General features: G+C 67.8%; 24 protein-coding genes. 11 read left to right on the forward strand and 13 right to left on the reverse strand.

The features are described 5' to 3' along the window. On the forward strand, positions 1-706 hold a 706-nt coding region (locus OXR08_RS07760), incomplete at its 5' end, for an NAD(P)/FAD-dependent oxidoreductase (RefSeq protein ID WP_267349181.1). A 227-nt stretch (positions 707-933) separates the two neighbouring features. On the opposite strand, the gene OXR08_RS07765 is transcribed toward OXR08_RS07760, so the two are convergent. The 4 genes from OXR08_RS07765 to OXR08_RS07780 form a co-directional block, all read right to left on the reverse strand. Continuing rightward, positions 934-1362 (reverse strand): biopolymer transporter ExbD, encoded by a 429-nt coding sequence (locus OXR08_RS07765; RefSeq protein WP_112381110.1) that lies wholly within the window; start codon positions 1360-1362, stop codon positions 934-936. Between the two features lie 26 nt (positions 1363-1388). Next, a complete protein-coding gene (locus OXR08_RS07770) occupies positions 1389-1862 on the reverse strand; it encodes a biopolymer transporter ExbD (protein ID WP_112381111.1) in 474 nt (157 codons plus the stop codon). A gap of 118 nt (positions 1863-1980) precedes the next feature. After that, the gene (locus OXR08_RS07775) at positions 1981-2784 is read right to left on the reverse strand and encodes a MotA/TolQ/ExbB proton channel family protein (protein ID WP_112381112.1); all 804 of its coding nucleotides are present in this window, start codon (positions 2782-2784) and stop codon (positions 1981-1983) included. A gap of 50 nt (positions 2785-2834) precedes the next feature. Then, positions 2835-3515: an energy transducer TonB gene (locus OXR08_RS07780; RefSeq protein ID WP_112381113.1), complete on the reverse strand. Its 681-nt coding sequence runs from the start codon at positions 3513-3515 to the stop codon at positions 2835-2837. 214 nt (positions 3516-3729) lie between these two features. On the opposite strand from OXR08_RS07780, the gene OXR08_RS07785 reads away from it, so the two are divergent. Then, the gene (locus OXR08_RS07785) at positions 3730-4617 is read left to right on the forward strand and encodes a hypothetical protein (protein ID WP_267349184.1); all 888 of its coding nucleotides are present in this window, start codon (positions 3730-3732) and stop codon (positions 4615-4617) included. Here the strand turns inward: OXR08_RS07785 and OXR08_RS07790 are convergent. Together OXR08_RS07790 and OXR08_RS07795 are read right to left on the reverse strand one after the other, a co-directional pair. Beyond that, positions 4593-4868 (reverse strand): Rossmann fold domain-containing protein, encoded by a 276-nt coding sequence (locus OXR08_RS07790; RefSeq protein ID WP_267349186.1) that lies wholly within the window; start codon positions 4866-4868, stop codon positions 4593-4595. The two genes, OXR08_RS07785 and OXR08_RS07790, sit on opposite strands and share 25 nt — an antisense overlap. Positions 4869-4873: 5 nt before the next feature. Then, the gene (locus OXR08_RS07795) at positions 4874-5245 is read right to left on the reverse strand and encodes a dihydroneopterin aldolase (RefSeq protein ID WP_112381115.1); all 372 of its coding nucleotides are present in this window, start codon (positions 5243-5245) and stop codon (positions 4874-4876) included. Between the two features lie 116 nt (positions 5246-5361). On the opposite strand from OXR08_RS07795, the gene OXR08_RS07800 reads away from it, so the two are divergent. The 4 genes from OXR08_RS07800 to OXR08_RS07815 are packed head-to-tail and all read left to right on the forward strand — an operon-like array spanning position 5362 to position 8324. Beyond that, the gene (locus OXR08_RS07800) at positions 5362-5886 is read left to right on the forward strand and encodes an N-acetyltransferase (protein ID WP_267349189.1); all 525 of its coding nucleotides are present in this window, start codon (positions 5362-5364) and stop codon (positions 5884-5886) included. Positions 5887-5926: 40 nt separating this feature from the next. Further along, a complete protein-coding gene (locus OXR08_RS07805; RefSeq protein WP_112381116.1) occupies positions 5927-6493 on the forward strand; it encodes a DUF1285 domain-containing protein in 567 nt (188 codons plus the stop codon). Then, positions 6490-7104, forward strand: a complete 615-nt coding sequence (locus OXR08_RS07810; protein WP_267349190.1) for a CoA pyrophosphatase — start codon at positions 6490-6492, stop codon at positions 7102-7104. The genes OXR08_RS07805 and OXR08_RS07810 overlap by 4 nt, the downstream gene beginning before the upstream one ends. Next, positions 7101-8324, forward strand: a complete 1224-nt coding sequence (locus OXR08_RS07815) for a CCA tRNA nucleotidyltransferase (RefSeq protein ID WP_267349191.1) — start codon at positions 7101-7103, stop codon at positions 8322-8324. Before OXR08_RS07810 ends, OXR08_RS07815 begins: the two co-directional genes overlap by 4 nt. On the opposite strand, the gene OXR08_RS07820 is transcribed toward OXR08_RS07815, so the two are convergent. Together OXR08_RS07820 and parC are read right to left on the reverse strand one after the other, a co-directional pair. Further along, positions 8264-9937, reverse strand: coding sequence for a bifunctional diguanylate cyclase/phosphodiesterase (locus OXR08_RS07820; protein WP_267349192.1), 1674 nt, complete (start codon positions 9935-9937; stop codon positions 8264-8266). The genes OXR08_RS07815 and OXR08_RS07820 overlap by 61 nt on opposite strands. Before the next feature lie 105 nt (positions 9938-10042). Then, the gene (gene parC, locus OXR08_RS07825; RefSeq protein ID WP_112381119.1) at positions 10043-12295 is read right to left on the reverse strand and encodes a DNA topoisomerase IV subunit A; all 2253 of its coding nucleotides are present in this window, start codon (positions 12293-12295) and stop codon (positions 10043-10045) included. A 139-nt stretch (positions 12296-12434) separates the two neighbouring features. On the opposite strand from parC, the gene OXR08_RS07830 reads away from it, so the two are divergent. Then, positions 12435-13292 carry a hypothetical protein gene (locus OXR08_RS07830; protein WP_267349193.1) on the forward strand — a complete coding sequence of 286 codons (858 nt, stop codon included), beginning with the start codon at positions 12435-12437 and terminating at the stop codon, positions 13290-13292. Here OXR08_RS07830 and OXR08_RS07835 read toward each other — a convergent pair. From OXR08_RS07835 to OXR08_RS07845, 3 genes are read right to left on the reverse strand one after another with little or no spacing between them, the layout of a single operon-like run. Next, positions 13271-14026, reverse strand: a complete 756-nt coding sequence (locus OXR08_RS07835; RefSeq protein WP_267349194.1) for a TonB family protein — start codon at positions 14024-14026, stop codon at positions 13271-13273. The two genes, OXR08_RS07830 and OXR08_RS07835, sit on opposite strands and share 22 nt — an antisense overlap. A 50-nt stretch (positions 14027-14076) precedes the next feature. Next, positions 14077-14970, reverse strand: a complete 894-nt coding sequence (locus tag OXR08_RS07840) for a glycosyltransferase (RefSeq protein ID WP_267349196.1) — start codon at positions 14968-14970, stop codon at positions 14077-14079. Beyond that, entirely contained in the window at positions 14967-15815 is an 849-nt protein-coding gene (locus OXR08_RS07845) for a polysaccharide deacetylase family protein (RefSeq protein WP_267349198.1), read from the reverse strand. The genes OXR08_RS07840 and OXR08_RS07845 overlap by 4 nt, the downstream gene beginning before the upstream one ends. Positions 15816-16182: 367 nt before the next feature. Between OXR08_RS07845 and purC the strand changes: the two genes are divergently transcribed. Genes purC through purQ form a run of 3 tightly spaced genes read left to right on the forward strand, consistent with a single transcriptional unit; the run spans position 16183 to position 17860 of the window. Further along, positions 16183-16962, forward strand: coding sequence for a phosphoribosylaminoimidazolesuccinocarboxamide synthase (gene purC, locus OXR08_RS07850; RefSeq protein ID WP_112381124.1), 780 nt, complete (start codon positions 16183-16185; stop codon positions 16960-16962). Further along, complete coding sequence (gene purS, locus OXR08_RS07855) at positions 16962-17192, forward strand: phosphoribosylformylglycinamidine synthase subunit PurS (protein WP_112381125.1); 231 nt, start codon at positions 16962-16964, stop codon at positions 17190-17192. The genes purC and purS overlap by 1 nt, the downstream gene beginning before the upstream one ends. After that, entirely contained in the window at positions 17192-17860 is a 669-nt protein-coding gene (gene purQ, locus OXR08_RS07860; RefSeq protein WP_267349201.1) for a phosphoribosylformylglycinamidine synthase subunit PurQ, read from the forward strand. The genes purS and purQ overlap by 1 nt, the downstream gene beginning before the upstream one ends. A 95-nt stretch (positions 17861-17955) precedes the next feature. On the opposite strand, the gene OXR08_RS07865 is transcribed toward purQ, so the two are convergent. After that, on the reverse strand, positions 17956-19611 hold the full coding sequence (locus OXR08_RS07865) for an MFS transporter (RefSeq protein ID WP_267349203.1): 1656 nt from the start codon (positions 19609-19611) through the stop codon (positions 17956-17958). 173 nt (positions 19612-19784) lie between these two features. Between OXR08_RS07865 and acs the strand changes: the two genes are divergently transcribed. Continuing rightward, a complete protein-coding gene (gene acs / locus OXR08_RS07870; protein WP_267349205.1) occupies positions 19785-21713 on the forward strand; it encodes an acetate--CoA ligase in 1929 nt (642 codons plus the stop codon). Between the two features lie 9 nt (positions 21714-21722). Here acs and OXR08_RS07875 read toward each other — a convergent pair whose 3' ends face one another. Next, a complete protein-coding gene (locus OXR08_RS07875) occupies positions 21723-22463 on the reverse strand; it encodes a queuosine precursor transporter (RefSeq protein ID WP_267349262.1) in 741 nt (246 codons plus the stop codon). Positions 22464-22522 lie beyond the last annotated feature (59 nt).

Genomic DNA, 22522 nt, shown 5'->3' on the forward strand with positions numbered 1-22522 from the left:
GCGCTACCCCCGCGCCGCCCGCCGCTTCATCCGCTGGGCGAACCGCCGGTCGCTCCCCGCCGGCTTCCCCCTCGATCCCCATTTCACGCCCCCCTATGCGCCATGGGACCAGCGGCTGTGCGCGGTGCCGGATGGCGACTATTTCGCCGCGCTGCGGGGCGGGCGGGCATCGATCGTCACCGGTACCATCGCCCGCTTCGACGAAACGGGCCTCGTCATGGCGTCGGGCGAGCGGATCGCGGCAGATATCGTGGTGACCGCGACCGGCCTGAAGCTGCAACTGTTCGGCGGCGCGACCCTCTCGATCGACGGCAGGACGATCGATCCGGCGGAGCATCTCGTCTACAAGGGCATGATGCTGGACGGCGTTCCGAACTTCAGCTTCACCGTCGGCTATACCAACGCCTCCTGGACGCTGAAGGTCGGTCTGATCTGCCGCCATTTCTGTCGCTTGCTGGAAATGATGGATGCACGCGACGCCCGGATCGTCGTTGCCGAACGGCCGGACGGCCCGATCGAAAACCGCCCCCTGCTCGACTTCGCCGCCGGCTACGTCACCCGCTCCCTCGACTCCCTCCCCAGACAAGGCGACGCCGCCCCCTGGCAAATGACCGTCGACTATGCCCGCGACACCCGCCACCTCACCCGCGACCCCATAACCCACCCCGCCCTGCACTTCCTACCGGGGCCACAGGAAGCCCGCTGAGTCGGCCCTCAGTCGCTCGGCATCATGAACGATGACCTCCAACAGGCGGAGGGTCGCGCCCGATGCTGGTCCAATCGCTGCTCATGCCGGGGGGGGAGTGGAGCCTGATCGCTGCGCTGGCATATGCTCCGGACGCGCCTTGCCCAGCTTCACCATCTCCTCATCCAGAAACGAAAAAGGGCGGCCCCGAGGGACCGCCCTGTCTTCTTTCACCTGACCGTCAGCGATCAGAAATCGTTGCGATACTGCTCGTTGCCGATGAAGCCGAGCTTCGTCACCGCCGACCGCTTGATCACCGCGAGCGTGCGGTCCACCGCTTCATACTTCGCGTTGGGCGCGGGCTGGAAGTGGAGTTCCGGCTCGGGATTGATCGCAGCCGACTGGTCGAGATACTGGCGCAACGTCACCTCATCGACCGGCGATCCGTTCCAGGTGACGACACCCGCCTCATCGATACCCACCTTGTTCTTCTGCGGGTCGACAGGGTTCTGCGGCGCGTTCTTCGAGTTGACCGGAAGGTCGACCTTCACCGCGTGCGTCTGGATCGGGATGGTGATGATGAACATGATGAGGAGAACGAGCATGACGTCGATCAACGGCGTCGTGTTCATTTCCATCATCGGCTCGCCGTCGTCAGATCCGGCGCTCATTGCCATGGCAAGCTACTCCTTCAGGCCGCGTGTCAGGCGCGCGGGTTTTGGCCGGGGGCCGGCTCGGAGATGAAGCCGACGCGGGCGAAACCGGCCTGCTGCATCGTGTAGATGGTGCCGCCGATGCACCGGTAGGGCGTATTCACGTCCCCGCGGATATGCGCTTCGGGCAGCTGATCCGGCGTGATGTTCGGGCCAAGCCGATCCACCTCGGCCTGGAGCTTGGTGACGGCACGTTCACGCAGTTCGTTGGAATTGACCCGGGTCAGGTTCCAATAGACCGCGCACTGGCCGTTCTCGGACGTGACGGAAAGCGACACGTTTTCCGGCTTGGTCGTGGTCGGGTCGAACCGCACATCGGGCAGCTTGAGCGGCACCGACTGGATCACAACGGGAACCGCGATCAGGAAGATGATGAGAAGCACCAGCATGACGTCCACGAGGGGCGTCGTGTTGATCTCCGACATCGGTTTCTCGGAGGAGTCCCCTCCAACGCTCATCGCCATGTGCGAGCTATCCTATCCATCATTCTGTCGCCGGTGTGGTTACACCGGCCCGACCGAGGGTTCATACCCGCGGCCGGGTTGCAGGGCCGCCACCACGGCGACCCTGCCCCTGCTTGGTTCAGGCGCGCGTCTGAACACCACCGGCCTGGCCGGCGGTCGTCGTGGCGGGGGTCGCCTTCACGGTTGCGGGCTTGCCGGCGGCAGCCGAACCGGTCGTCGGGCGAACCGCACCGTTCGAAGCCAGGAAGCCGAGCACGTCGTTCGAGAAGGCCGACAGGTCTTCCGCGATGCCCTTGTTGCGGCGCTGCAGCCAGTTGTAGGCGAGCACGGCCGGAACCGCGACGACCAGGCCGAGTGCGGTCATGATGAGCGCCTCGCCGACCGGACCGGCGACCGCGTCGATCGATGCCTGGCCCGACGAACCGATCTTGATCAGTGCGCGGTAGATGCCGATCACGGTGCCGAACAGACCGATGAACGGTGCGGTGGCGCCCACGGTCGCGAGGAAGGCGAGACCGCCACCCAGCTTCGAGTTGATCGCCGCTTCCGAACGCGCCAGCGAGCCGTGCAGCCAGTCATGCGCCTCGACCGGATCGGTCAGCTTCGAGTGCTGGTCCTGAGCCGCCAGGCCGTCGTCGACGATCTGCTTGTAGGCCGAGTTCTTCTCGAGCTTGGCCGAACCCTCGCGCAGCGAGTTCGAGCTCCAGAAGCCCTGACGGACGCGCTTCGCCTGGTTGATGATCTTCTGCTGCTCGAACAGCTTCGAGAACAGGATGTAGAAGGACACGACCGACATGAGCACGAGGATCGTGAACACCGACTGCGAGATCAGGCCGCCTTCGCGAAGCGCAGCGCCGAGGCCGTAAGGGTTTGCCTCGGCTCCGGCCGCAGCGCCGCCCGCGGCGAGGATGGTGGTGAGCATGATTGGTTAGGTCCTCTGACTAAATCGTAAAAACGGGATGGTGCTGAACGTCACTCTTGCGGCAGGCGCCACGTCACGCGTCGCGACGAGCTCGACCGGATCGGATTGCCCGACTGATCCATGGCGGGGCTGTAGCGACCGCGGCGCGTGATCGCGCGGCATGCCGCGTCGTCCAGCGCTCTGGATCCGCTCGACTGGGTCACCACGCAGTTCTCCACACGGCCTTGCGTGTTGATGTCCCACTTGATGGCGGTCGTGCCCTCTTCCTGTGCGCGGATCGAGCTCGGCGGATAGTCGTCCGTCGAGATCCACTGCGCGGGATCACCCTTTGCACCCGCGGCCTTGCTGACCACCGGAGCCGCAGGCGGCGCAGGCGGGGCGGGCGGAGCAGGCGGAGCGGGCGGCGCCGTCGGCTGGCTCAGCGGGATGATGCTCGTCGTCGAGATCGACGGTGCCGGAACCGGCACGTTGACGATCGGCGGCGGCGTCACCACCGTGGTCGGCGGCGGCGGCAGGTTCGGCTGATCCGGCGGCGGGGGCGGCGGCTCGTCCGGCGGCGGCGGGGGCGGTGGCTCCTCGACGTCGAACGTATTCAGCTTTTCGGCAGCCTTCTTCACGAAATTGGTCGCAAGACCAGTGACGAGGGCATAGCCCAGGACGGCGTGGATCAGCACCACGATTACGATGGCGCCGATTTTGCCCCCAGACATCTTCTGGTCAGTATAGGCCATTCAGCAACGACACTCCTCAATCTGCCAGTTTCGCTTCGCCGTGGTCGGGAATGCGGAAACTCCTGCCAAGGCGCATAGCATGCACGGCAGAGCCTCAACCCTATCGCGACCCATGCCGTGGTGCAAACGCTTTGTCAGACGTAATAATCCTACAATCCAGCCGTGACGGAATTATTTCTGTATCGTTAATCCGCAACCGCCTATGTGCAAGCGCATGATGCGCTGTAGCTCTTCTTTTTTCGCCGCCGCCACCGCGATGCCCGCCCTGGCGCTCGCATTCGCCGCGATCGGCACGCAGCCGGCCATTGCCGCGAATCAGGCAGCCGCCATTGCACCGGTCGGCCCCGGCTATGCCGATCTGGCCGATCTGGTCCTGTCGGCACCGGTGATCGTCGACGCAACCATCCGTTCGGCGACCAGGATCAAGGGCGCGGAAGCCGCCTCGGTCCCACCAGGACAGCAGCGCTTCTATATCGAGGCGGACGTGACCGCGCTGGTACGCGGTGCCGGTGGAGTGCCGCCGCGGGTTGGTTACCTGCTAGATGTCGGGCTGGACGCACGCGGTCGCGCGCCCAAGCTGAAGAAGATGCGCGTGCTGCTGTTCGCACGGCGCGTGCCCTCCGCGCCCGATCAGCTGCAGCTGGTCGCACCGGACGCGCAACTGCCCTGGTCCGCGGATCTCGATGCGCGCACCCGCGCCATCACCCGCGATGCCCTGGCGCAGGCGGCGCCCCCGGTCATCACCGGCGTCGGCAACGCCTTCCATGTTCCCGGGTCACTACCGGGCGAGGGCGAGACGCAGATCTTCCTCACGACCTCGGACAATCGGCCGGTGTCGCTGTCGGTGCTGCGCCGGCCGGGCGAACAGCCGCGTTGGGCGGTCGCGCTCAGCGAGATCGTGGACGAGGCCGCCGGGCCGCCGCAGCGCGACACGCTGCTCTGGTACCGCCTTGCCTGCGCGCTGCCCGACACGCTGCCCGATGCCAGCACGGATCAGTTGCAAGGCAGCGATGCCGAGATCGCGCGCGAGGATTATCGCTTCGTCTTGGCAGCGCTGGGCCCTTGCGGGCGTGCGCGTCAGGTGCCGACCGCCAACACCTGACCCGTGGTGGACGGGGCGGCGTCCAGAAATGCCGCCGCGGCCTTCACCGCGGCGGCCCCCGCCCCCTCCCCCACTACAACCGCGTTGATCCGGTCCGGCGCGCGTTCGACCGCCAGCGGCCCGATCGCCGCCAGCGCAAGCGCCTGCGCCAGATCGTCGCGACCGGGATGGATCACCAGCACCACCGATTCGCCGCGCGTGCCGCGGATCAGGCCGGCGACATCGTCACCGGGATGGGCATCGACCCGCACCGGGTTCAGCGCCGATGGCGGACCAGCGTGATGCCGATCGCCTCGCCATCCTCGGCGATCGCCAGCTTCACGATCTTCACCTGCACCCGCCGCACCCGCGCATCCTGCAGGAACAGCGTTTCGCAGATATGGTCGGCCACCCCCTCGATCAGGGTGAAATGCACGCCCGCCGGCAACGCCGTGGTCGCGGCATGTTTCAGGTCGAGATAGTTTTTCGACGCGCCCAGCGGCGTATCGGGCGCGAACCGGGCGGGGCATTCCAGGTCCACCGTCAACGAGATGCGCAGCGGTTGCGGCAGATGCGTCTCTTCCGAATAGATGCCGGTCAGCACCTGGACTTCGAGATCGTGAACTTCGAGCTGAAGGCTGTCTTCCATGGGCAGCGGCCTCTACTCGCTTGGCCTCCAAAGGCAATGCCGCTTGCGTTCGCCGCCCGCCGCGGTAAGGCGCGCGCGTTTCGTGGCCTTCCGGCCCGGCCAGGAATTTTGCGCCCGTGACGACCTCCCCGATAGCGATCGCCCCGCTCGATCCCGCCGACGCCGCCGACGTGGAGGCGCTGCTCGACCGTGCGTTCGGAGCCGGCCGCCACACCCGCACCGCCTACAAGGTCCGCGGCGACGCGCAGGCGATTCCCGAACTCGGCTTCGCGGCACGGGAAGATCGCACGTTGATCGGCTCGATCCAGTGCTGGCCGATCGCGCTCGCCCGCGACGACGGCACCGCGCATCCGCTCGTGATGGTCGGCCCGGTCGCGGTTTCGCCCGATCGCCAGCGCGACGGCATCGGTCGCCGCCTCGTCGCCCGTACGCTGGCGGCCGCCGCCGAACACGGCCTCGACGGCGCCCTGATGCTGATCGGCGACCCGGAATATTATGGCCGCTTCTTCGGCTTTTCCGCCGAGCATACCAGGGGCTGGCGCCTGCCCGGCCCGGTCGAGCGGCACCGCCTGCTCGCCCGCGGTGGCGACGTGCCGGATGCTCCCGGCCTGCTCGGGCCCCGCCACCGCGCGCCCGCCTGAACCTTTACGTCGCTCGCCCGCGCGCCTACCTCGCACGGCGATGCCCATGGATCTTCCCCCCGATATCGCCACGATGAGCCTGGCCGAGATCGCCCGCGCCGTCGACGAGGCGCGCCTGCCGCCGGTCGACAGCTGGACGCCCGCGCATTGCGGCGACAGCGAGATGCGGATCGCGCGCGATGGCACCTGGTATCACCAGAACAGCCCGATCGGTCGCCCGGCCATGGTCCGCCTGTTCTCCACCATCCTGCGCCGCGAGGCGGATGGGTCGCATGTTCTCGTCACGCCGGTCGAAAAGCTCGACATCGCGGTGGAGGATGCGCCCTTCGTCGCGGTGGCGATGCAGGCGGAAGGGCAAGGCCGCACCGCGCGCCTGGCTTTCCAGCTCAACACCGGCGACCTCGTCACCGCCGGCCCCGACCATGCGCTGCGTTTCGTGCCGGGCGAGGATGGCCCCCGCCCCTATCTCCACGTCCGCCGCGGGCTGGAGGCGCTGGTGGCGCGGCCGGTCTATTACGAACTGGTCGAGCGCGCGCTTGCCGGCGACGATGCGGTGCCGGGTCTGTGGAGCAACGGCGCCTTCTTTCCGCTGGAGCCTGCGGCATGACGCTGGCCCGGCGGCTTGCCGCCGCGATGGCCGAGACGCCGGTGGTCGACCTGCTCGCCGGCGACATGGCGGACGACATCGCCGATCCGTCGTCACTGACCGATGCCGGCGTCCTTGTCGCGATCACCGACCGCGCCGCCCCCGGCGTGATCCTGACCCAGCGGACCGAAACGCTGCGCCGTCATGCGGGCCAGATCGCCTTTCCCGGCGGCCGCGCCGATGCGGAGGATGCCGACATCGTCGCCACCGCACTGCGCGAGGCGGAGGAGGAAATCGCCCTGCCCCCCGCTGCGGTGACCGTGGTCGGCATCGCCGATCGCTATCGCACCGTCACCGGCTATGCGGTCACCCCCGTCATCGGCATCGTCCCGCCGGACCTGCCCCTCGTGCCGGCCGAGGCCGAGGTGGCCAGCGTGTTTGAGGTCCCCCTCGCCTTTCTGCTCGACCCCGCCAACCATGTGCGTGCCAGCGCCCATTGGCGCGGGCAGGATCGCCATTTCTTCGAGATCATGTGGAACGACCGTCGCATCTGGGGCGCCACCGCGGCGATGATCGTCAACCTGTCGCGGCGCCTCGCCGCCACGCCGGCCTGGGTGCGCCCGGCGGCATGACGACCCTTCTCTCCACCGCGTCGTGGCAGACGCATGACGGACTGCCGGCGCTCGCCGCCGCGCTTGCCGCCATACCGGGCAACCCCCGCATCGTCGGCGGGGCGGTGCGCGATACGCTGCTGGGCATCGCGGTCGCCGATATCGATCTCGCCACCCCCCTGCCGCCGGATGCGGTGATGGAACGCGTCGCGGCGGCCGGGTTCAAGGCGGTGCCGACCGGCATCGCGCACGGCACGATCACCGCGGTCCTGCCCGGCGGCCCGGTCGAGGTGACGACGCTGCGCCGCGACGTCACCACCGACGGCCGGCATGCCGTTGTCGCCTTTACCGACGATTGGCGCGAGGATGCCGGTCGCCGCGACTTCACGATGAACGCGCTGTATGCCGATCCGGTCACCGGCGAATTGTACGACTATTTCGACGGGCTGACCGATCTTCATGCCGGCCGCGTCCGCTTCATCGGCGATCCGCGGCAACGCATCGCCGAGGATCACCTGCGCATCCTGCGCTTCTTCCGCTTCCACGCGCGTTTCGGGGATGCGATCGACGATGCCGGCCTGGAAGCGTGCACGCAGCGCGCCAACGACCTGATGGCGCTGTCGCGCGAACGGATCGCGAGCGAACTGCTGAAGCTGCTGGTCACTGCCGGCGCGGTCCCGGTCCTCGGCCTGATGGTCGATCGCGGCATCCTGCGGGCGGTGCTGCCGGAAATCGACAGCGACGGCGTCGCCCGTCTGGCGCTGCTCGCCGGGCGGGAGGCGGAGGCGGGCATGGCGGCCGATGCCGTTCGCCGGCTGGCCGCGCTGGTGCCGGCCGCATCCGCCGAAAGCGTGGGCGCGCGGCTGAAGCTGTCCAACACCGATCGCAAGCGGCTGGTCGCCGCCACCCAGGGTCCCGGCGAGGAAGGCGCCCGCGCGCTCGCCTATCGCCACGGCCCCACGCTCGCCATCGATCGCCTGTTGCTGTCCGGGGCCGACCCGGCGGCACTGGCCGGCTGGACCCCGCCGACGCTGCCGATCGGCGGCGGCGCGCTGGTCGAACGGGGTTTGCGCAAAGGGCCGCAGGTCGCCGCCGTGTTGCGCGCGATCGAGACGCAGTGGATCGCGGAAGGCTTCCCCCCTGCCCCCCGCGTGCTCGAACTCGCCGACGATGCGGTGGCTCAGGCGTTGCGCTCGGCCAGCATCGACCAGGCGGCCGCCGCATCCAGCGGCCGGGCATAGACATAACCCTGCCCGTAGTTGCAGCCGAGCGCCCCCAGCGTCTGACCCAGCTCGATCGTCTCCACCCCTTCGGCGGTGGTCCGCATCCCCAGGGCCTGGGCCAGGCCCAGGATCGCGCGCACGATCGCAAGCTTGTCGCGATCGGCGAGCATGCCGGTCACGAAGCTGCGGTCGATCTTCAGAATGTCGATCGGCAGCTTCTGCAGATAGGCCAGATTCGAATAGCCGGTGCCGAAATCGTCGAGCGCCAGCGTCGCCCCCAGTCCCTTCAGCGCCAGCATGGTGTCCGCGATCCGGTCCGGGTCGCTCACCATCACGCTTTCGGTCAATTCCAGCGTGAAGCGGTCACCGGTCAGCCCGGCGGCGGTCAGCGTCCGCTCGATCACGTCCACCACGGTATCGCGCTGCAACTGGATCGCGGACAGGTTCACCGCCATGCGCACGCCGCTATTGCCGCCCGCGGCCCTGTCCCACCCCGCCAGCGTCGACGCCGCTTCCTCGATCGCCCAGCGGCCGAGCGGCACGATCAGGCCGGATTCCTCCGCCACGGGAATGAACTCGGTCGGTGAAATCTCGCGCCCGTCCTGCGTCCGCCACCGCGCCAGCGCCTCGAACTTGGTGATCCGCCCCGATGCCAGGTCGCAGATCGGCTGATAATGCAGCCGCAGGCGCTTTTCCTCCACCGCGTGACGCAGTTCGGTTTCCATCGCGAATTGCGCGCGCGCGATGGTGAACGCCGCCGGCTGATAGACTTCGGACCGGCCGCTCTCCTTGGCCCGCTTCACCGCGAACTGCGCGTGGCGAATCATCTCCTCGGCGTCGTCATCCCCTTCGAAGCCATAGGCGATGCCCACCGCCCCCTCGACGCTGATCTCGTAATCGGTCAGGCGAAACGGCGCGGCGAACGCACGCTGGATGCGCTCGGCCAGAATCTGCGCTTCCTCGGCTTGGTCGTCGATCGCCATCAGGATGCCGAACTCGTCGCCGCCGATCCGCCCCAGCGTGTCGCGCCCGCGCAGCGCCCCCTTGATGCGGCGCGCCACCGTGATCAGCAGCTCGTCGCCGACCAGCGATCCCATGCAGGCATTCAACTGCCCGAATCGGTGCAGATCGACCACCAGCACCGCGTGATGCCGCCCGCCCACCGTCGCCTGTTCGATCAGGTCGCCGAATCCTTCGCGATTGGGCAATCCGGTCAGCGCATCGGTCTTCATCTCGCGGCGCAGGGAGCGCTCGCTCAGATGCTGTGCGGTCTGGTCGACCAGCATCACGATGCATTCGTCGCGCACCATCGGGCTCGATCGCGACAGTGTCACCTGGAAGAAGCGGCAATCGATCGCCTCGCCATGCGCATGGGCAAAGGCGCTTTGCCGCTCGCCAGACGCCAGAAACGCCTCGATCCGCTCACCCAGCGCGGTCAGCAGTCGTGCGCGCCCGTTCACCACGCCCAATCCGGCGCGCCGGAACGCGATGTTGGTCGCAGAGGCGATGACCGCCCCATTGCCCAGCCCGACGATCGCCGCCGGGATCGACATCATGTCGATCATCCGCGCCGCGACGGAGGCGTCCAGCCCCAGCGGATAGTCGGTCGGATCGAGTGCAGCGGTAGCCATTGCCAGACCGGTCTACGACTCGGTTCGTTAAGGCGACCTAAAAGCATCAGCCCGTTTTCACCGGAACCATCCGTTTCACAGGCACGAACGGCCAGCACGTGATAGTCAGGTGAAGCGATTATCCCTGGGGAAGCCGGTCGGCGGCATCCGCCCCGCCGCCCCGCGCGCGGTGCGCCACGCCGACAGGTCATGCTCCACCCGCACGCGCCCGGTATCGCCGCCCATCGGCCAGCTCAGCCCGTCCTTGAACACGAAGGTCGTCGCATCAGACAGGCCACCGTCGCGATACCGCTGCAACTGCACCCCGGTACCCCGCGACAGCTCGGCAAACTCCGTCAATGGAAACACCAGCATCTTGCGGTTGTCGCCGATCGCCGCGACATAATCGTCCTCGGGCTTTACCGGCCGCACCACCTTCAGCACGGCGCCGGCGCGCGTCGTCACCACCGTCTTGCCCTTGCGCGTTTCCGCGATCACGTCGCCGGTCTGCACCACGAAGCCGCGCCCGTCCGACGCCGCCACCAGCAGCCTGGCCGCGCGTGCGGCGGGCAGGAAGCCGACGATCCCGACCGATCCGTCCAGATCGATCATCGCCCGCACCGGCTCACCGAAACCGCGCCCACCCGGCAGCTTGTCGGCGGGCAGCGTGAAGAAACGCCCGTTCTCCGCTGCCAGCAACAGCTTGTCGGTCGTCTGCGCATGAAAGGCGAAGGCGGGGCCGTCACCTTCCTTGAACTTGGCGGTGTCGGCCGAGGCGAGATCGACATGCCCCTTCATCGCCCGCACCCATCCGCGCTGCGACAGGATCACGGTGATCGGCTCGCGCTCGATCATCGCCTCCAGCGGGATGTCGCGCGTCGGTGCCGCTTCCTCGATGCCGGTCCGCCGCCTGCCCAGCACGGTTTCCGGGCCATAGCGGTCGCGCACCTTGCCCAGGTCGCGCTTCATCCGCGTCCGCTGCCTTGCTTCCGAGCCCAGCAGCGTGGTCAGCGAGTCGCGCTCCTTGTCCAGCGCATCGCGCTCGCCGCGGATCTCGAACTCCTCCAGCCGGCGCAGGGAGCGCAGCCGCATGTTCAGGATCGCCTCCGCCTGCCGGTCGGTCAGGCTGAACTCGGCGATCATCACCGCCTTGGGCTCGTCCTCGGTGCGGATGATCTCGATCACCCGGTCGAGGTTCAGATAGGCGATCAGATAACCGTCGAGCAGCTCGATCCGGTCGGCGATCTTGCCCAGGCGATGCTCGGACCGCCGCCGCAGCACCACGAACTGATGCTCCACCCACGCCGCCAGCGCCTCGCGCAGCGACATGACGCGCGGGGTGCGGTCCTTGTCCAGCACGTTCAGGTTCAGGCTGATGCGCGTTTCCAGATCGGAAAAACGGAACAGCCCGTCCATCAGCACCTGCGGATCGACGGTGCGCGCCCGCGGCTCCAGCACGATGCGCACCGCTTCGTCCGATTCGTCGCGAATGTCGGCGAGGATCGGCAGCTTCTTGTCGTTGATCAGCCCGGCAATCTGTTCGATCAGCTTGCCCTTGGCCACGCCATAGGGGATCTCGCTGACCACGATCTGCCAGCCGCCGCCCTTCTCGCGCTCGATCTCCCAGCGCGCCCGCACCCGAAAGCCGCCGCGCCCCGTGGTATAGCTTTCGCGCAGCACCGCCGGCGGATCGACCACCAGCCCGCCGGTTGGGAAGTCCGGGCCCTTCACCAGCGCCAGCACCGCGTCGTCGTCGGCGGCGGGATCGTCGATCAGCAGGATCGCGGCATCGAGCAGTTCGGCGGCATTGTGCGGCGGGATGCTCGTCGCCATCCCCACCGCGATCCCGCTCGCCCCGTTGGCCAGAAGGTTGGGGAACAGCCCGGGAAACAGCTCGGGCTCCTGCTCCTCGCCATTATAGGTCGGGCGATAGGCGACCGCGTCCTCGTCCAGCCCGTCCATCAGGTCGGTGGCGACACTGGTCAGCCGCGCCTCGGTATAGCGGTACGCCGCGGCGTTATCGCCGTCGATATTGCCGAAATTGCCCTGCCCGTCGACCAGCGGGTAGCGCAGCGCGAAATCCTGCGCGAGGCGCACCATCGCGTCATAGACCGACTGGTCGCCATGCGGGTGATATTTGCCGATCACGTCGCCCACGACGCGCGCGCACTTCTTGTACCCCGAGGCCGGGTCCAGCTTCAGCAGCCGCATCGCCCAGAGCAGCCGCCGATGCACCGGCTTCAGCCCATCGCGCACGTCCGGCAGGGAGCGCGCGGTGATCGTGGACAGCGCATAGACAAGGTACCGCTCGGACAGCGCACTGTCGAAGGGGGCATCGAGGATGCCGATCGGGGGATTGTCGGAAAGGTCGGTCGCCATGGTTCGGTATACAGCCTAGCAGCAAAATGTCGGCCATGGCAATTCTCTGGAACATAAAGGGTACGCGTGCGATCCGCGATCAAAAAAACCATCGTATTTCGTCGCTTGTAGAGGGCGCTTGACCGCAATTCCCACCCGGATGATAGTGATTGCCGTGGCAGCGGGAGAGGCGACGATGCGCAGGCGGATGGCGAGCCTGATGGTGCTGGCGGCAATGCTGGCCGGATGTGGCAAGGTGGCGGACGACAGCCCCACCGATCCGCAACAGTTGCCCGATGTCGCGCTGACCGCCGCGCCCGGTGTCGCCTTCACCTATCGCTACGCCTTCCGCCTGCCCTTCGACCGGGTCGCCGCCGCGCAGGAGGCGCATGCGCAGGCTTGCGAGCGGCTGGGCATCGCGCGCTGTCGCATCACCGGGATGCAGTACCGCGTGCTGGGTGAAAAGCGGATCGAGGGGATGCTCTCCTTCCGCCTGGCCCCCGACATCGCCCGCCGCTTCGGCAAGGCCGCCGAGGGCGAGGTCCGCACCGCGGGCGGCGCGCTGGTCGATGCCGAGATCACCGGCACCGATGCGAGCCGGGACATCGCCGCCCTCACCGCACAGCGCCGGTCCGATGCCGCGGCGATGAAGCAGGTGGAAGCCGACCTCGCCGGCACCGATGGCAAGGCGGGCGACCGCATCGATCTGCAGGAGCGTCGCGCCGAGTTGCAGCGCAACCGCGCCGCCGCCGACGCCGCGATCGCCGACCGTCGCGACAGCCTCGCGGCCACGCCGATGACCTTCACCTATGCATCCGGTGGCGGCATCGGCACCTTCGACACCAGCGCCCCCTTCGCCAGCGCCGTCGGGCTGGCGCGGGATTCGGTGGTCCTGACAATCACGATCGCCCGGGGCCTGCTCGGCCTTGCCGGGCCGCCGGTGCTGCTTGGCCTGTTGCTCTGGTGGCTGGGGCGGCGCTTTGTCCCTCCGGCGCCTCAGCGCCCGTCGGACGGCTGAGCCGGCTCCCGCTCGAATTGCCAGTCATGATCGACCACGATGATCGAGCGTACCGGCCGTCCATCGACATCGCGTGACGGATCGTAGCGGAAGCGCTTCTCGATCAGGCGGCAGGTCACCGCGTCCAACGCCGCATTGCCGCTCGACCGGGTGACCGCGCAGTGCGTCGCGCGGCCATTGGTTTCCACATAATAGCGCACCGACACGGTACCCCCGGCGCCGGCATCCGCCGCCGCTTCCGGATAATCCGAGTCGCGGATGCGTCCCGCGATCCGCCGCGGCGGCGTCTCGAACCCGTCGCCATCGCCGTCGCCGTCGCCGCCCGCGCCGCTGCCATCGCCCTGGCCGCCCGCCCCGGTTCCCGGCCCCGGCCGGTCGGACGCCCCTGCGGTCGGATCATTGCCGGTGCGCGCCACCGGCGCGGTCACGACCGGCACCACCACCGGCAGCGGCACGATCGGCACCGGCGCCACCAGCTCGGTCGCCTCGGAGCGCAGGTTGCGCGGCGAGGCCCGACCCGCCGCCCGTTGCGAGGGTATCCGCTCGGGCACCGCTCTGGGTCGCGGCGGCACCGGCGGCACGACCGTGAACACCGACAACCCGTTCTCCCGAACCGGTGCCCCGATCTCCACGCCCAGCCCGTACACCAGCGCCGCGCCCAGCAGCCCGACCACCACCAGGGTCGGCACCCCCGCGCGCGCCCGCGCCGCCCATCGCTCCTGCCACGTCCTCACGCCCCCGATCTGGTGCGCCCCGCATCCGTTCGCCAGAGCCCCCCGCATCGTCAGGCGGCGATCGCACCCCCGCCATGCTCGGCCAGCACGCCCTCCACGAAACCGCGACGCAGGTCGCAGTCGAAGCGTCTGCCCAGCGGCGCCGCGCCGCGCAGCATCACCGCCTTCACCCACGCCTTGGCGACATAGCGCCGCAGGCCGTTCCGCCCTTCCAGCCGGAACCGCCGCAGCGTCGACACGCCCTCCCAATAGGCACGGTCACGGACCCAGGCCCGTTCCAGCCGTTCGGGCGGCACATGGTGCAGCACGCGCAGCCGGTCCGAATGCCAGATGCGCCACCCCCGCGCGATCAGCAGCGCGATCAGGTGCGACTCCTCGCCGCTGAGCAGTGTCGCGCCGTCCCGGCCCAGCCGGGGATCGAAGCCCCCGACGCTGCGCATCGCCGCCATGCGCATCACCGCATGCCCGATCCCGAACCATGGCCGCTCGCTCTGGTCGAACTCGCCGGCCTGCTCGATCATGCTCAGATAGGTCAGCCAGCGTCGCCCGATGCGCGGGGCGTCGCGCCTTTCCCAGTCCGGCACCACATCGCCGCCGCACCCTGCACAATCCGCGGGCAGCCGGGCGATCAGGGCCAGCACCGCATCCAGCCAACCGGCGACCGGCACCTCGTCATCGTCCAGAAACGCGATCCACGGCGTATCGCACGCCAGCAGCGCGGCATTGCGCGCCAGGGCGATGCCCGGCACCTCCAGCCGCACCACGCACACATCCGCGTCCAGCGCGGCGATCCGCGGCGCCACCGGCTCGACGCTCGCGCTGTCGATCACCAGCAACGCCACCCCGCAATCGCGCAGCGCCGGCAACAGCCCGGCGACCAGCCGTTCCAGCATGTCGGGGCGATCATGGGTGCAGATCGCCACCGTGACCGGCGATCCGCTCATGCCCGCAATCTCGCCAGCCGCAGGTGGCGTCCCATCCGCCCCACCCGCTCCCGCGCCGCCAATCGCCCGGTACGCAGCCCCTGCTCCGCCATCATCGCCAGTGTGCGCGCCAGCAGCAGCGGCGCGATCCGCGCGGCCAGCGGCGAAGCGGCGTCGAACGGGTCCTCGTGCAACAGCGCGATCGAACCCGGGAAGTGCCTCGATCGCCGCGCCCGTGCCACCGCCACGCCGCATCGCGCCGCCACGTTCGCCTCCCCCTCGCATCCATCGGCCAGCGTCCAGTCCAGAAAGGAATAGCGCCAATGGACGATCTGCACGTCCGGGCGCCACCCGCGCAACACGCGGTGCACCCGCGCATCGCCATGCCCCGACCCATAGGGCAGGCGCAGCAGATACGGGTGCGGCGTCGGCCGGATCGGGGCGAGCAGCGCCTCGATCCGCTCCATCTCGGCGACGATCTCGGCATCGCTCAACCGGTCCATCCGCACATGGCTGTACCCATGCGCGTAGATTTCGTGTCCCGCATCCGCAATCGCCCCGGCCAGGGCGGGATGCGCCTTCACCCGCTGCCCCGCCAGGAAGAAGGCCGCTGTCGCCCCGTGCGCCGCCAGCAGGTCGAGGATCGCCGGCGTCGTCGCGGGGGAAGGCCCGTCGTCGAAACTCAGCACCACCTCGTGCGCGCTTGCCGCCCGCGACAGGATCGGCACCCAGGCACCCGCCGCCGAAACCCGGCGCATGATCTTCAGCATCGCGGCCATCGCGCCCCCCAGATGGCGCCACCGACGCCCGCCCGGCCCCCTTGCCCGGCCGATCATCGATACCCGGCGGGTCGCAGCGGCCACCATATGGTTTTCAGGGCTAAACAACCTGGATTAGCATCGATATGGATGTATGCCGCCGCTGCATCGATCGCTGTCCTACAGGGCGCCGCGCTGCTATCCCCGACGCATGCCTTGTACTCGATCCTGCCTGTCCGCACCGGCACGAACGACGATTGCAAAAATGGTAAGTGGACACGGACGGGGGGGTGTAGTGTCCACTTCCGGCATTCCGGTCCCGCAGACCCGCATGGGGCGGCTGCGAATCGGTACGCGCGATCCATCCGCCCTCACCCGATTGCGCGCTCGCCACCCTTCCTTTATAGGCGCGCGCATTCCGCCCCGGCCTCGCACCCACGCGCGCCGGGGTCGCTCATTTTCAGGGGACCGCCACATGGCTCGCCGCCGCCAGATCTACGAGGGCAAGGCCAAGATCCTGTACGAGGGCCCCGAGCCCGGCACGCTGATCCAGTATTTCAAGGACGACGCCACCGCCTTCAACGCGCAGAAGAAGGGGACGATCAACGGCAAGGGTGTGCTCAACAACCGTATTTCCGAGCATGTCTTCACGCTGCTCGATCATATCGGCGTGCCCACCCACTTCATCCGCCGCCTCAACATGCGCGAGCAGTTGATCCGTCAGGTGGAGATCGTGCCGATCGAGGTCGTGGTGCGCAACGTCGCCGCCGGCTCGCTGTCCAAGCGGCTGGGGATCGAGGAGGGCACGAAGCTGCCCCGCACGATCATCGAATATTACTACAAGGACGATGCGCTCGGCGATCCGATGATCTCGGACGAGCATATCGCCGCCTTTGGCTGGGCCAGCCAGGAGGAGATGCACGACATCGCCGATCTGGCGATCCGGGTGAACGATTTCCTGTGCGGCCTGTTCGCCGGCGTCGGCATCCGCCTGGTCGACTTCAAGCTGGAATTCGGCCGCATCTGGGACAATGACTTCGGTCGCATCATCCTGGCCGACGAGATCAGCCCCGATGGCTGCCGCCTGTGGGACATGACCTCGGGCGAAAAGCTCGACAAGGACCGGTTCCGCCGCGACCTTGGTGGCGAAGTCGAGGCTTATCAAGAGGTTGCGCGCCGGCTTGGCCTGCTGCCCGACGGCGGCGACAATTCGGTCCTCGACCTGGAAGAACACCGCAAGAGCCGGGGTAAGTGATGAAGCTGCGTATTTTCGTGACCCTGAAGCCGGGCGTGCTCGACCCGCAGGGCAAGGCGATCCACCACGCGCTCGAGGGTCTCGGCTTCGGCGGGGTCGAGGATGTGCGCGCCGGCAAGCTGATCGAGATGCAGGTCGCCGACGACACCAGCGATGCGCAGGTGGACGAGATGTGCCGCAAGCTGCTCGCCAACACGGTGATCGAAAATTACCGGGTGGAGCGCGCCTGATGAAGACCGCGGTCATCGTCTTCCCCGGCTCGAACTGCGACCGCGACGTGGCGGTGGCGCTGGAACAGGTGACCGGCGTGAAGCCCGCCATGGTGTGGCACGGCGACAGCGACCTGCCGGACGGGCTGGACTTCGTCGCGGTGCCCGGCGGCTTCTCCTATGGCGACTATCTGCGCTCCGGCGCGATCGCCGCCCGCTCGCCGATCATGCGCTCGGTGGTCGAACAGGCGGACAAGGGCCTCAAGGTCTTTGGCGTCTGCAACGGCTTTCAGGTGCTGACCGAGGCGGGGCTGCTGCCCGGCGCGCTGATGCGCAACGGCGCGCTCAACTTCGTCTGCCGCGACGTGAAGCTGGAGGTGGCGAACGCCGACAGCGCCTTCACCCGCCTCTACGCTGCGGGCGAGACGCTCACCGTCCCCGTCGCGCATCATGACGGCAACTATTTCGCCGACGCCGACACGCTCGACCGGCTGGAGGGCGAAGGCCAGGTCGCGTTCCGCTACGCCGAGCCCGTCAACGGCTCCGCCCGCAACATCGCCGGCCTGCTCAACGCGAAGGGCAACGTGCTCGGCATGATGCCCCACCCCGAACGCCGCATCGAGGCCGCCCATGGCGGCACCGACGGCCGCCGCCTGTTCGAAGCCGTCCTGGAAACGGTCAGCGCATAATCCCTGAAACCCCTCTCCCCTCCGGGGAGAGGGAGGGGCCCATCGCACAGCGATGGGAGGGTGAGGGGCAGCCCCAAACGCCCCCTAAGCAACTGTCACTGCCCAATATCCCGCCGAAACGTCTCCGGCAGGAACAGCACCCCCAGCACCAGCGTCACGCTCGCCAGCACCACCGGATACCAGAGCCCGTAATAGATATCCCCGGTCGCCGCGACCATCGCGAACGCCGTCGTCGGCAGGAACCCGCCGAACCACCCGTTGCCGATATGATAGGGCAACGACATCGAGGTGTACCGGATGCGCGTCGGGAACAGCTCGACCAGCAAAGCCGCGATCGGTCCGTAGACCATGGTCACCAGCAGTACCATGAACCACAGGATCGCCACCACCGCGACCGTGTTCATGCCCTCCGCCTTGGCCGGATACCCCGCCTCGGCCAGCGCCCCCTTCAACGCGGCCTGATACGCGGCCACCGCCCCTTTGCGTACCTCGCCGGTCACGACGGAGGGATCGGGCGCCACCAGCCGCCGCGCGCCGATCCGCACCTCCGCCACCGCCCCTTCGGCCGCCTCGACATTGGCATAGCTGATGCCGTTCTTGGCCAGATACGATTTGGCGATGTCGCAACTGCGCGCATCGAAGGTGTTGCGCCCGACGGGATCGAACTGGAACGAACAGTCGCCGCCATGCGCCACCACGCTGACCGGCGCCGCCGCCTGTGCCCGCGCCAGCGCCGGGTTGGCGGCCCCGGTCAATGCGCCGAACAGCGGGAAATAGGTCACCGCCGCGAGCGCGCAGCCGGCCATGATGATCGGCTTTCGCCCGATCCGGTCCGACAGCCAGCCGAAGATCACGAAGAAGGGCGTGCCCAGGGCAAGCGCCACCGCCATCAGCACGTTCGCCGTGGCGCCATCCACCTTCAGCATCTTTTCCAAGAAGAACAGCGCGTAGAACTGCCCGGTGTACCACACCACCGCCTGCCCCATCGCCGCCCCGAACAGCGCGATCAGCACGACCTTCAGATTGCCCCACCGCCCGAACGCCTCGGTCAGCGGCGCCTTTGATGTCGTGCCCTCTTCCTTCATCTTCAGGAACACCGGGCTTTCCGACAGTTGCAACCGGATCCACATGGATACGCCGAGCAGGATGATCGAAACTAGGAACGGCAACCGCCAGCCGAAGCTGCCGAACGTCTCCTCGCCCAGCATGTTGCGGAACCCGATCACCACCAGCAGCGCCGCGAACAGCCCCAGCGTGGCCGTTGTCTGGATGAAGCTGGTATACAGCCCCCGCTTGCCGTCGGGCGCATGCTCGGCGACATAGGTCGCCGCCCCGCCATATTCGCCGCCCAGCGCCAGCCCCTGCAACAGCCGCAATCCGACCAGGATGATCGGTGCCGCGATTCCTATCGTGGCATAGGACGGCAGCAGCCCCACCGCGAAGGTGGACAGCCCCATGATTCCCATCGTCACGAGGAACGTGTTCTTGCGCCCCACCAGGTCGCCGATTCGCCCGAACACCAGCGCTCCGAACGGCCGGACCGCAAAGCCCGCGGCAAACGCCCCCAGCGCCAGGATGAACCCGGTCGTCTCGTTCACGCCCGAAAAGAACTGCTTCGAAATGTGCGTCGCCAGCAAGCCGTACAGGTAGAAATCATACCATTCGAATACCGTGCCCAGCGACGATGCGCCGATCACCAGCTTCTCGTTCTGCGTCGTGCCCCTTCGTTCCGCGCCATAGATGGTCGCCATGTGCATCCTCTTCCTGTCTCCGGGCGGCCCTGTTGGAACGGGGCGATCCTCGGTGCGTAAGGATGACAGCGTCGGCCGGCACGGTCGATAGAGGAAGTGCTGCGATGGTCCCACCGCGACGCGCTTGACCAGAGAGCCACCTCGCCCGAGGGATAGTTCAACAAGGAGAGGCCATGACCGAAACCATCCATGCCGCACCCACCGGCGTCGAGGGCAGCATCGACCGGGCAGACTATGAACGGCAATACCGCGCCTCGGTCGAGGACAGCGACGCCTATTGGCGCGATCAGGCGCAGGCGATCGACTGGATCACCCCGTTCCGGCAGGTGCAGGACACCTCGTTCAACGAGGCGGATTTCCGCATCCGCTGGTTCGCCGATGGTGAATTGAACGTCTCGGTCAACTGCGTCGACCGCCACCTTGCCACTCGCGGCGATCAGGTCGCGATCGTCTGGGAGGGCGACGAGCCCGGCGAAACCCGCTCGATCACCTATCGCGAACTGCACCGCGATGTTTGCCGCTTCGCCAATGTCTTGAAGGATCTCGGCGCGAAGAAGGGCGATCGCATCACCCTCTACCTGCCGATGATCGCGGAGGCCGCCGCCGCGATGCTCGCCTGCACGCGGATCGGCGCGATCCACTCGATCGTCTTCGGCGGCTTCTCGCCCGACAGCCTGGCGAACCGCATCCAGGATTGCGATTCGCGCATCGTCATCACCGCCGACGAAGGCTGTCGCGGCGGCAAGCGCATCCCGCTCAAGGCCAATGTCGACAAGGCGTTGGCGCAGTGCCCGTCTGTCGAACACGTCCTCGTCATCCGCCGCACCGGCGGCGACGTGGCCTTCACCGAGGGTCGCGATATCTGGCTGCACGACGCGCTTCAGGGGGTGTCGGACGATTGCGCGCCCGAGCCGATGAATGCCGAGGACCCGCTGTTCATCCTCTACACCTCCGGCTCCACCGGCAAGCCCAAGGGCGTGCTGCACACCACCGGCGGCTACCTCGTCTGGGTGACCAAGACGTTCCGCGACGTGTTCGACTACCGCGATGGCGAAGTCTATTGGTGCACCGCCGATATCGGCTGGGTCACCGGGCACAGCTATGTCGTCTACGGCCCGCTCGCCAACGGCGCGACCACGGTGATGTTCGACGGCGTGCCGAACTATCCCGATCATGGCCGGCTGTGGGAGACGATCGATCGTCTCGGCGTCAACATCCTCTACACCGCCCCCACCGCGATCCGCGCGCTGATGCGCGAGGGCAAGGACTGGGTGACGAAATACAGCCGCCGGTCACTGCGCCTGCTCGGCACGGTGGGCGAGCCGATCAACCCGGAGGCATGGGACTGGTATTACCGCGTCGTCGGCGACAGCCGCTGCCCGGTCGTCGATACCTGGTGGCAGACGGAGACGGGCGGCATGCTCATCGCCCCCCTGCCCAATGCCACCGATCTCAAGCCCGGTTCCGCCACCAAGCCGCTACCCGGCGTGCAGCCGCAGATCGTCGATACCGAGGGCAAGGTGCTGGAGGGGGCCACCGAGGGCAATCTGGTGATCGCCGACAGCTGGCCCGGTCAGATGCGCACCGTCTGGAACGATCATGATCGCTTCGTCCAGACCTATTTCTCCACCTATCCCGGCAAATATTTCACCGGCGATGGCTGCCGCCGCGACGCGGACGGGTATTACTGGATCACTGGTCGGGTGGACGATGTCATCAACGTCTCCGGCCACCGCATGGGTACCGCCGAGGTGGAATCGGCGCTCGTCGCCCATGCCAAGGTCGCCGAAGCCGCGGTCGTCGGCATGCCGCACGAGGTGAAGGGCCAGGGCATCTATGCGTATGTGACGCTCAACGCTGGCGAGGAGCCTTCGGAAGACCTGCGCACCGAGTTGCGGCAGTGGGTCCGGCAGGAAATCGGCCCCATCGCCAGCCCGGATGCGCTGCAATTCGCGCCCGGCCTGCCCAAGACGCGCTCCGGCAAGATCATGCGCCGCATCCTGCGCAAGATCGCGGAGAACGACGTGGGCAATCTCGGCGACACCTCGACCCTCGCCGATCCGGCGGTGGTCGACACGCTCGTCGCCGAGCGGGTGCGGTAAGCGGACCGCTCAGACGCGGGCACGAAACGGCGTGAAGTCGGTGCCCGCGTCGAACACGTCGACGCCCTCGGCGCGCTTCAGCCCGCCGACCACCAGATAGGTGAGCGGGGTCAGCAGCACCTCCCACCCGACCTTCAGCGCCCATTGCGTATACAGCACCGTCACCACCAGCCCGGTCGTCCACCCTTGCGCACCCCAGAAAGCGAGCGGATAGAAGATCAGGCTGTCGACGCCCTGTCCGACCACGGTCGAACCGATCGTGCGCATCCACAGATGCCGCCCGCCCGACCACAGCTTCATGCGCGCCATCACATAGGCGTTGACGAACTCACCCGCCCAGAACGCACAGACGCTGGCCAGCACGATCCGCGGCACCTGCCCGAACACCGTCTCGTACGCGGCCTGGTTGGTCCAGCTTGGCGCCGGCGGCAGCGCCACGACAATCCAGCTCATCAGCGCCATGAACAGCACCGCCCCGGTCCCCGCCCAGATCACCCGGCGCGTCCGCGCATAGCCGTACACCTCGGTCAGCACGTCGCCGATGATGTAACTGAGCGGAAAGAACAGGATACCCGCACCGAACGGCCACGGCCCCAGCAGCGGCAGGGTGATGGTCGCGACCTTGCCCGCCCCGATCACGTTTGACAGCAACAGGATGGTGACGAACGCCGCCATCACATAGTCGAACCAGCGGAAGTCACGTCCCCTCAGGTCGCGCGCCGTGACCCTCACGGCCGGTGAAACGTCCATGTCCATGGGCGAGGACTTTATCGCCATTCCATCCGGCATCAAACCGCGCTAAACGCTGC

Origin of the sequence: Sphingomonas sp. GM_Shp_2, assembly GCF_026540875.1 — a bacterium.
Lineage (GTDB): Bacteria > Pseudomonadota > Alphaproteobacteria > Sphingomonadales > Sphingomonadaceae > Sphingomonas > Sphingomonas carotinifaciens.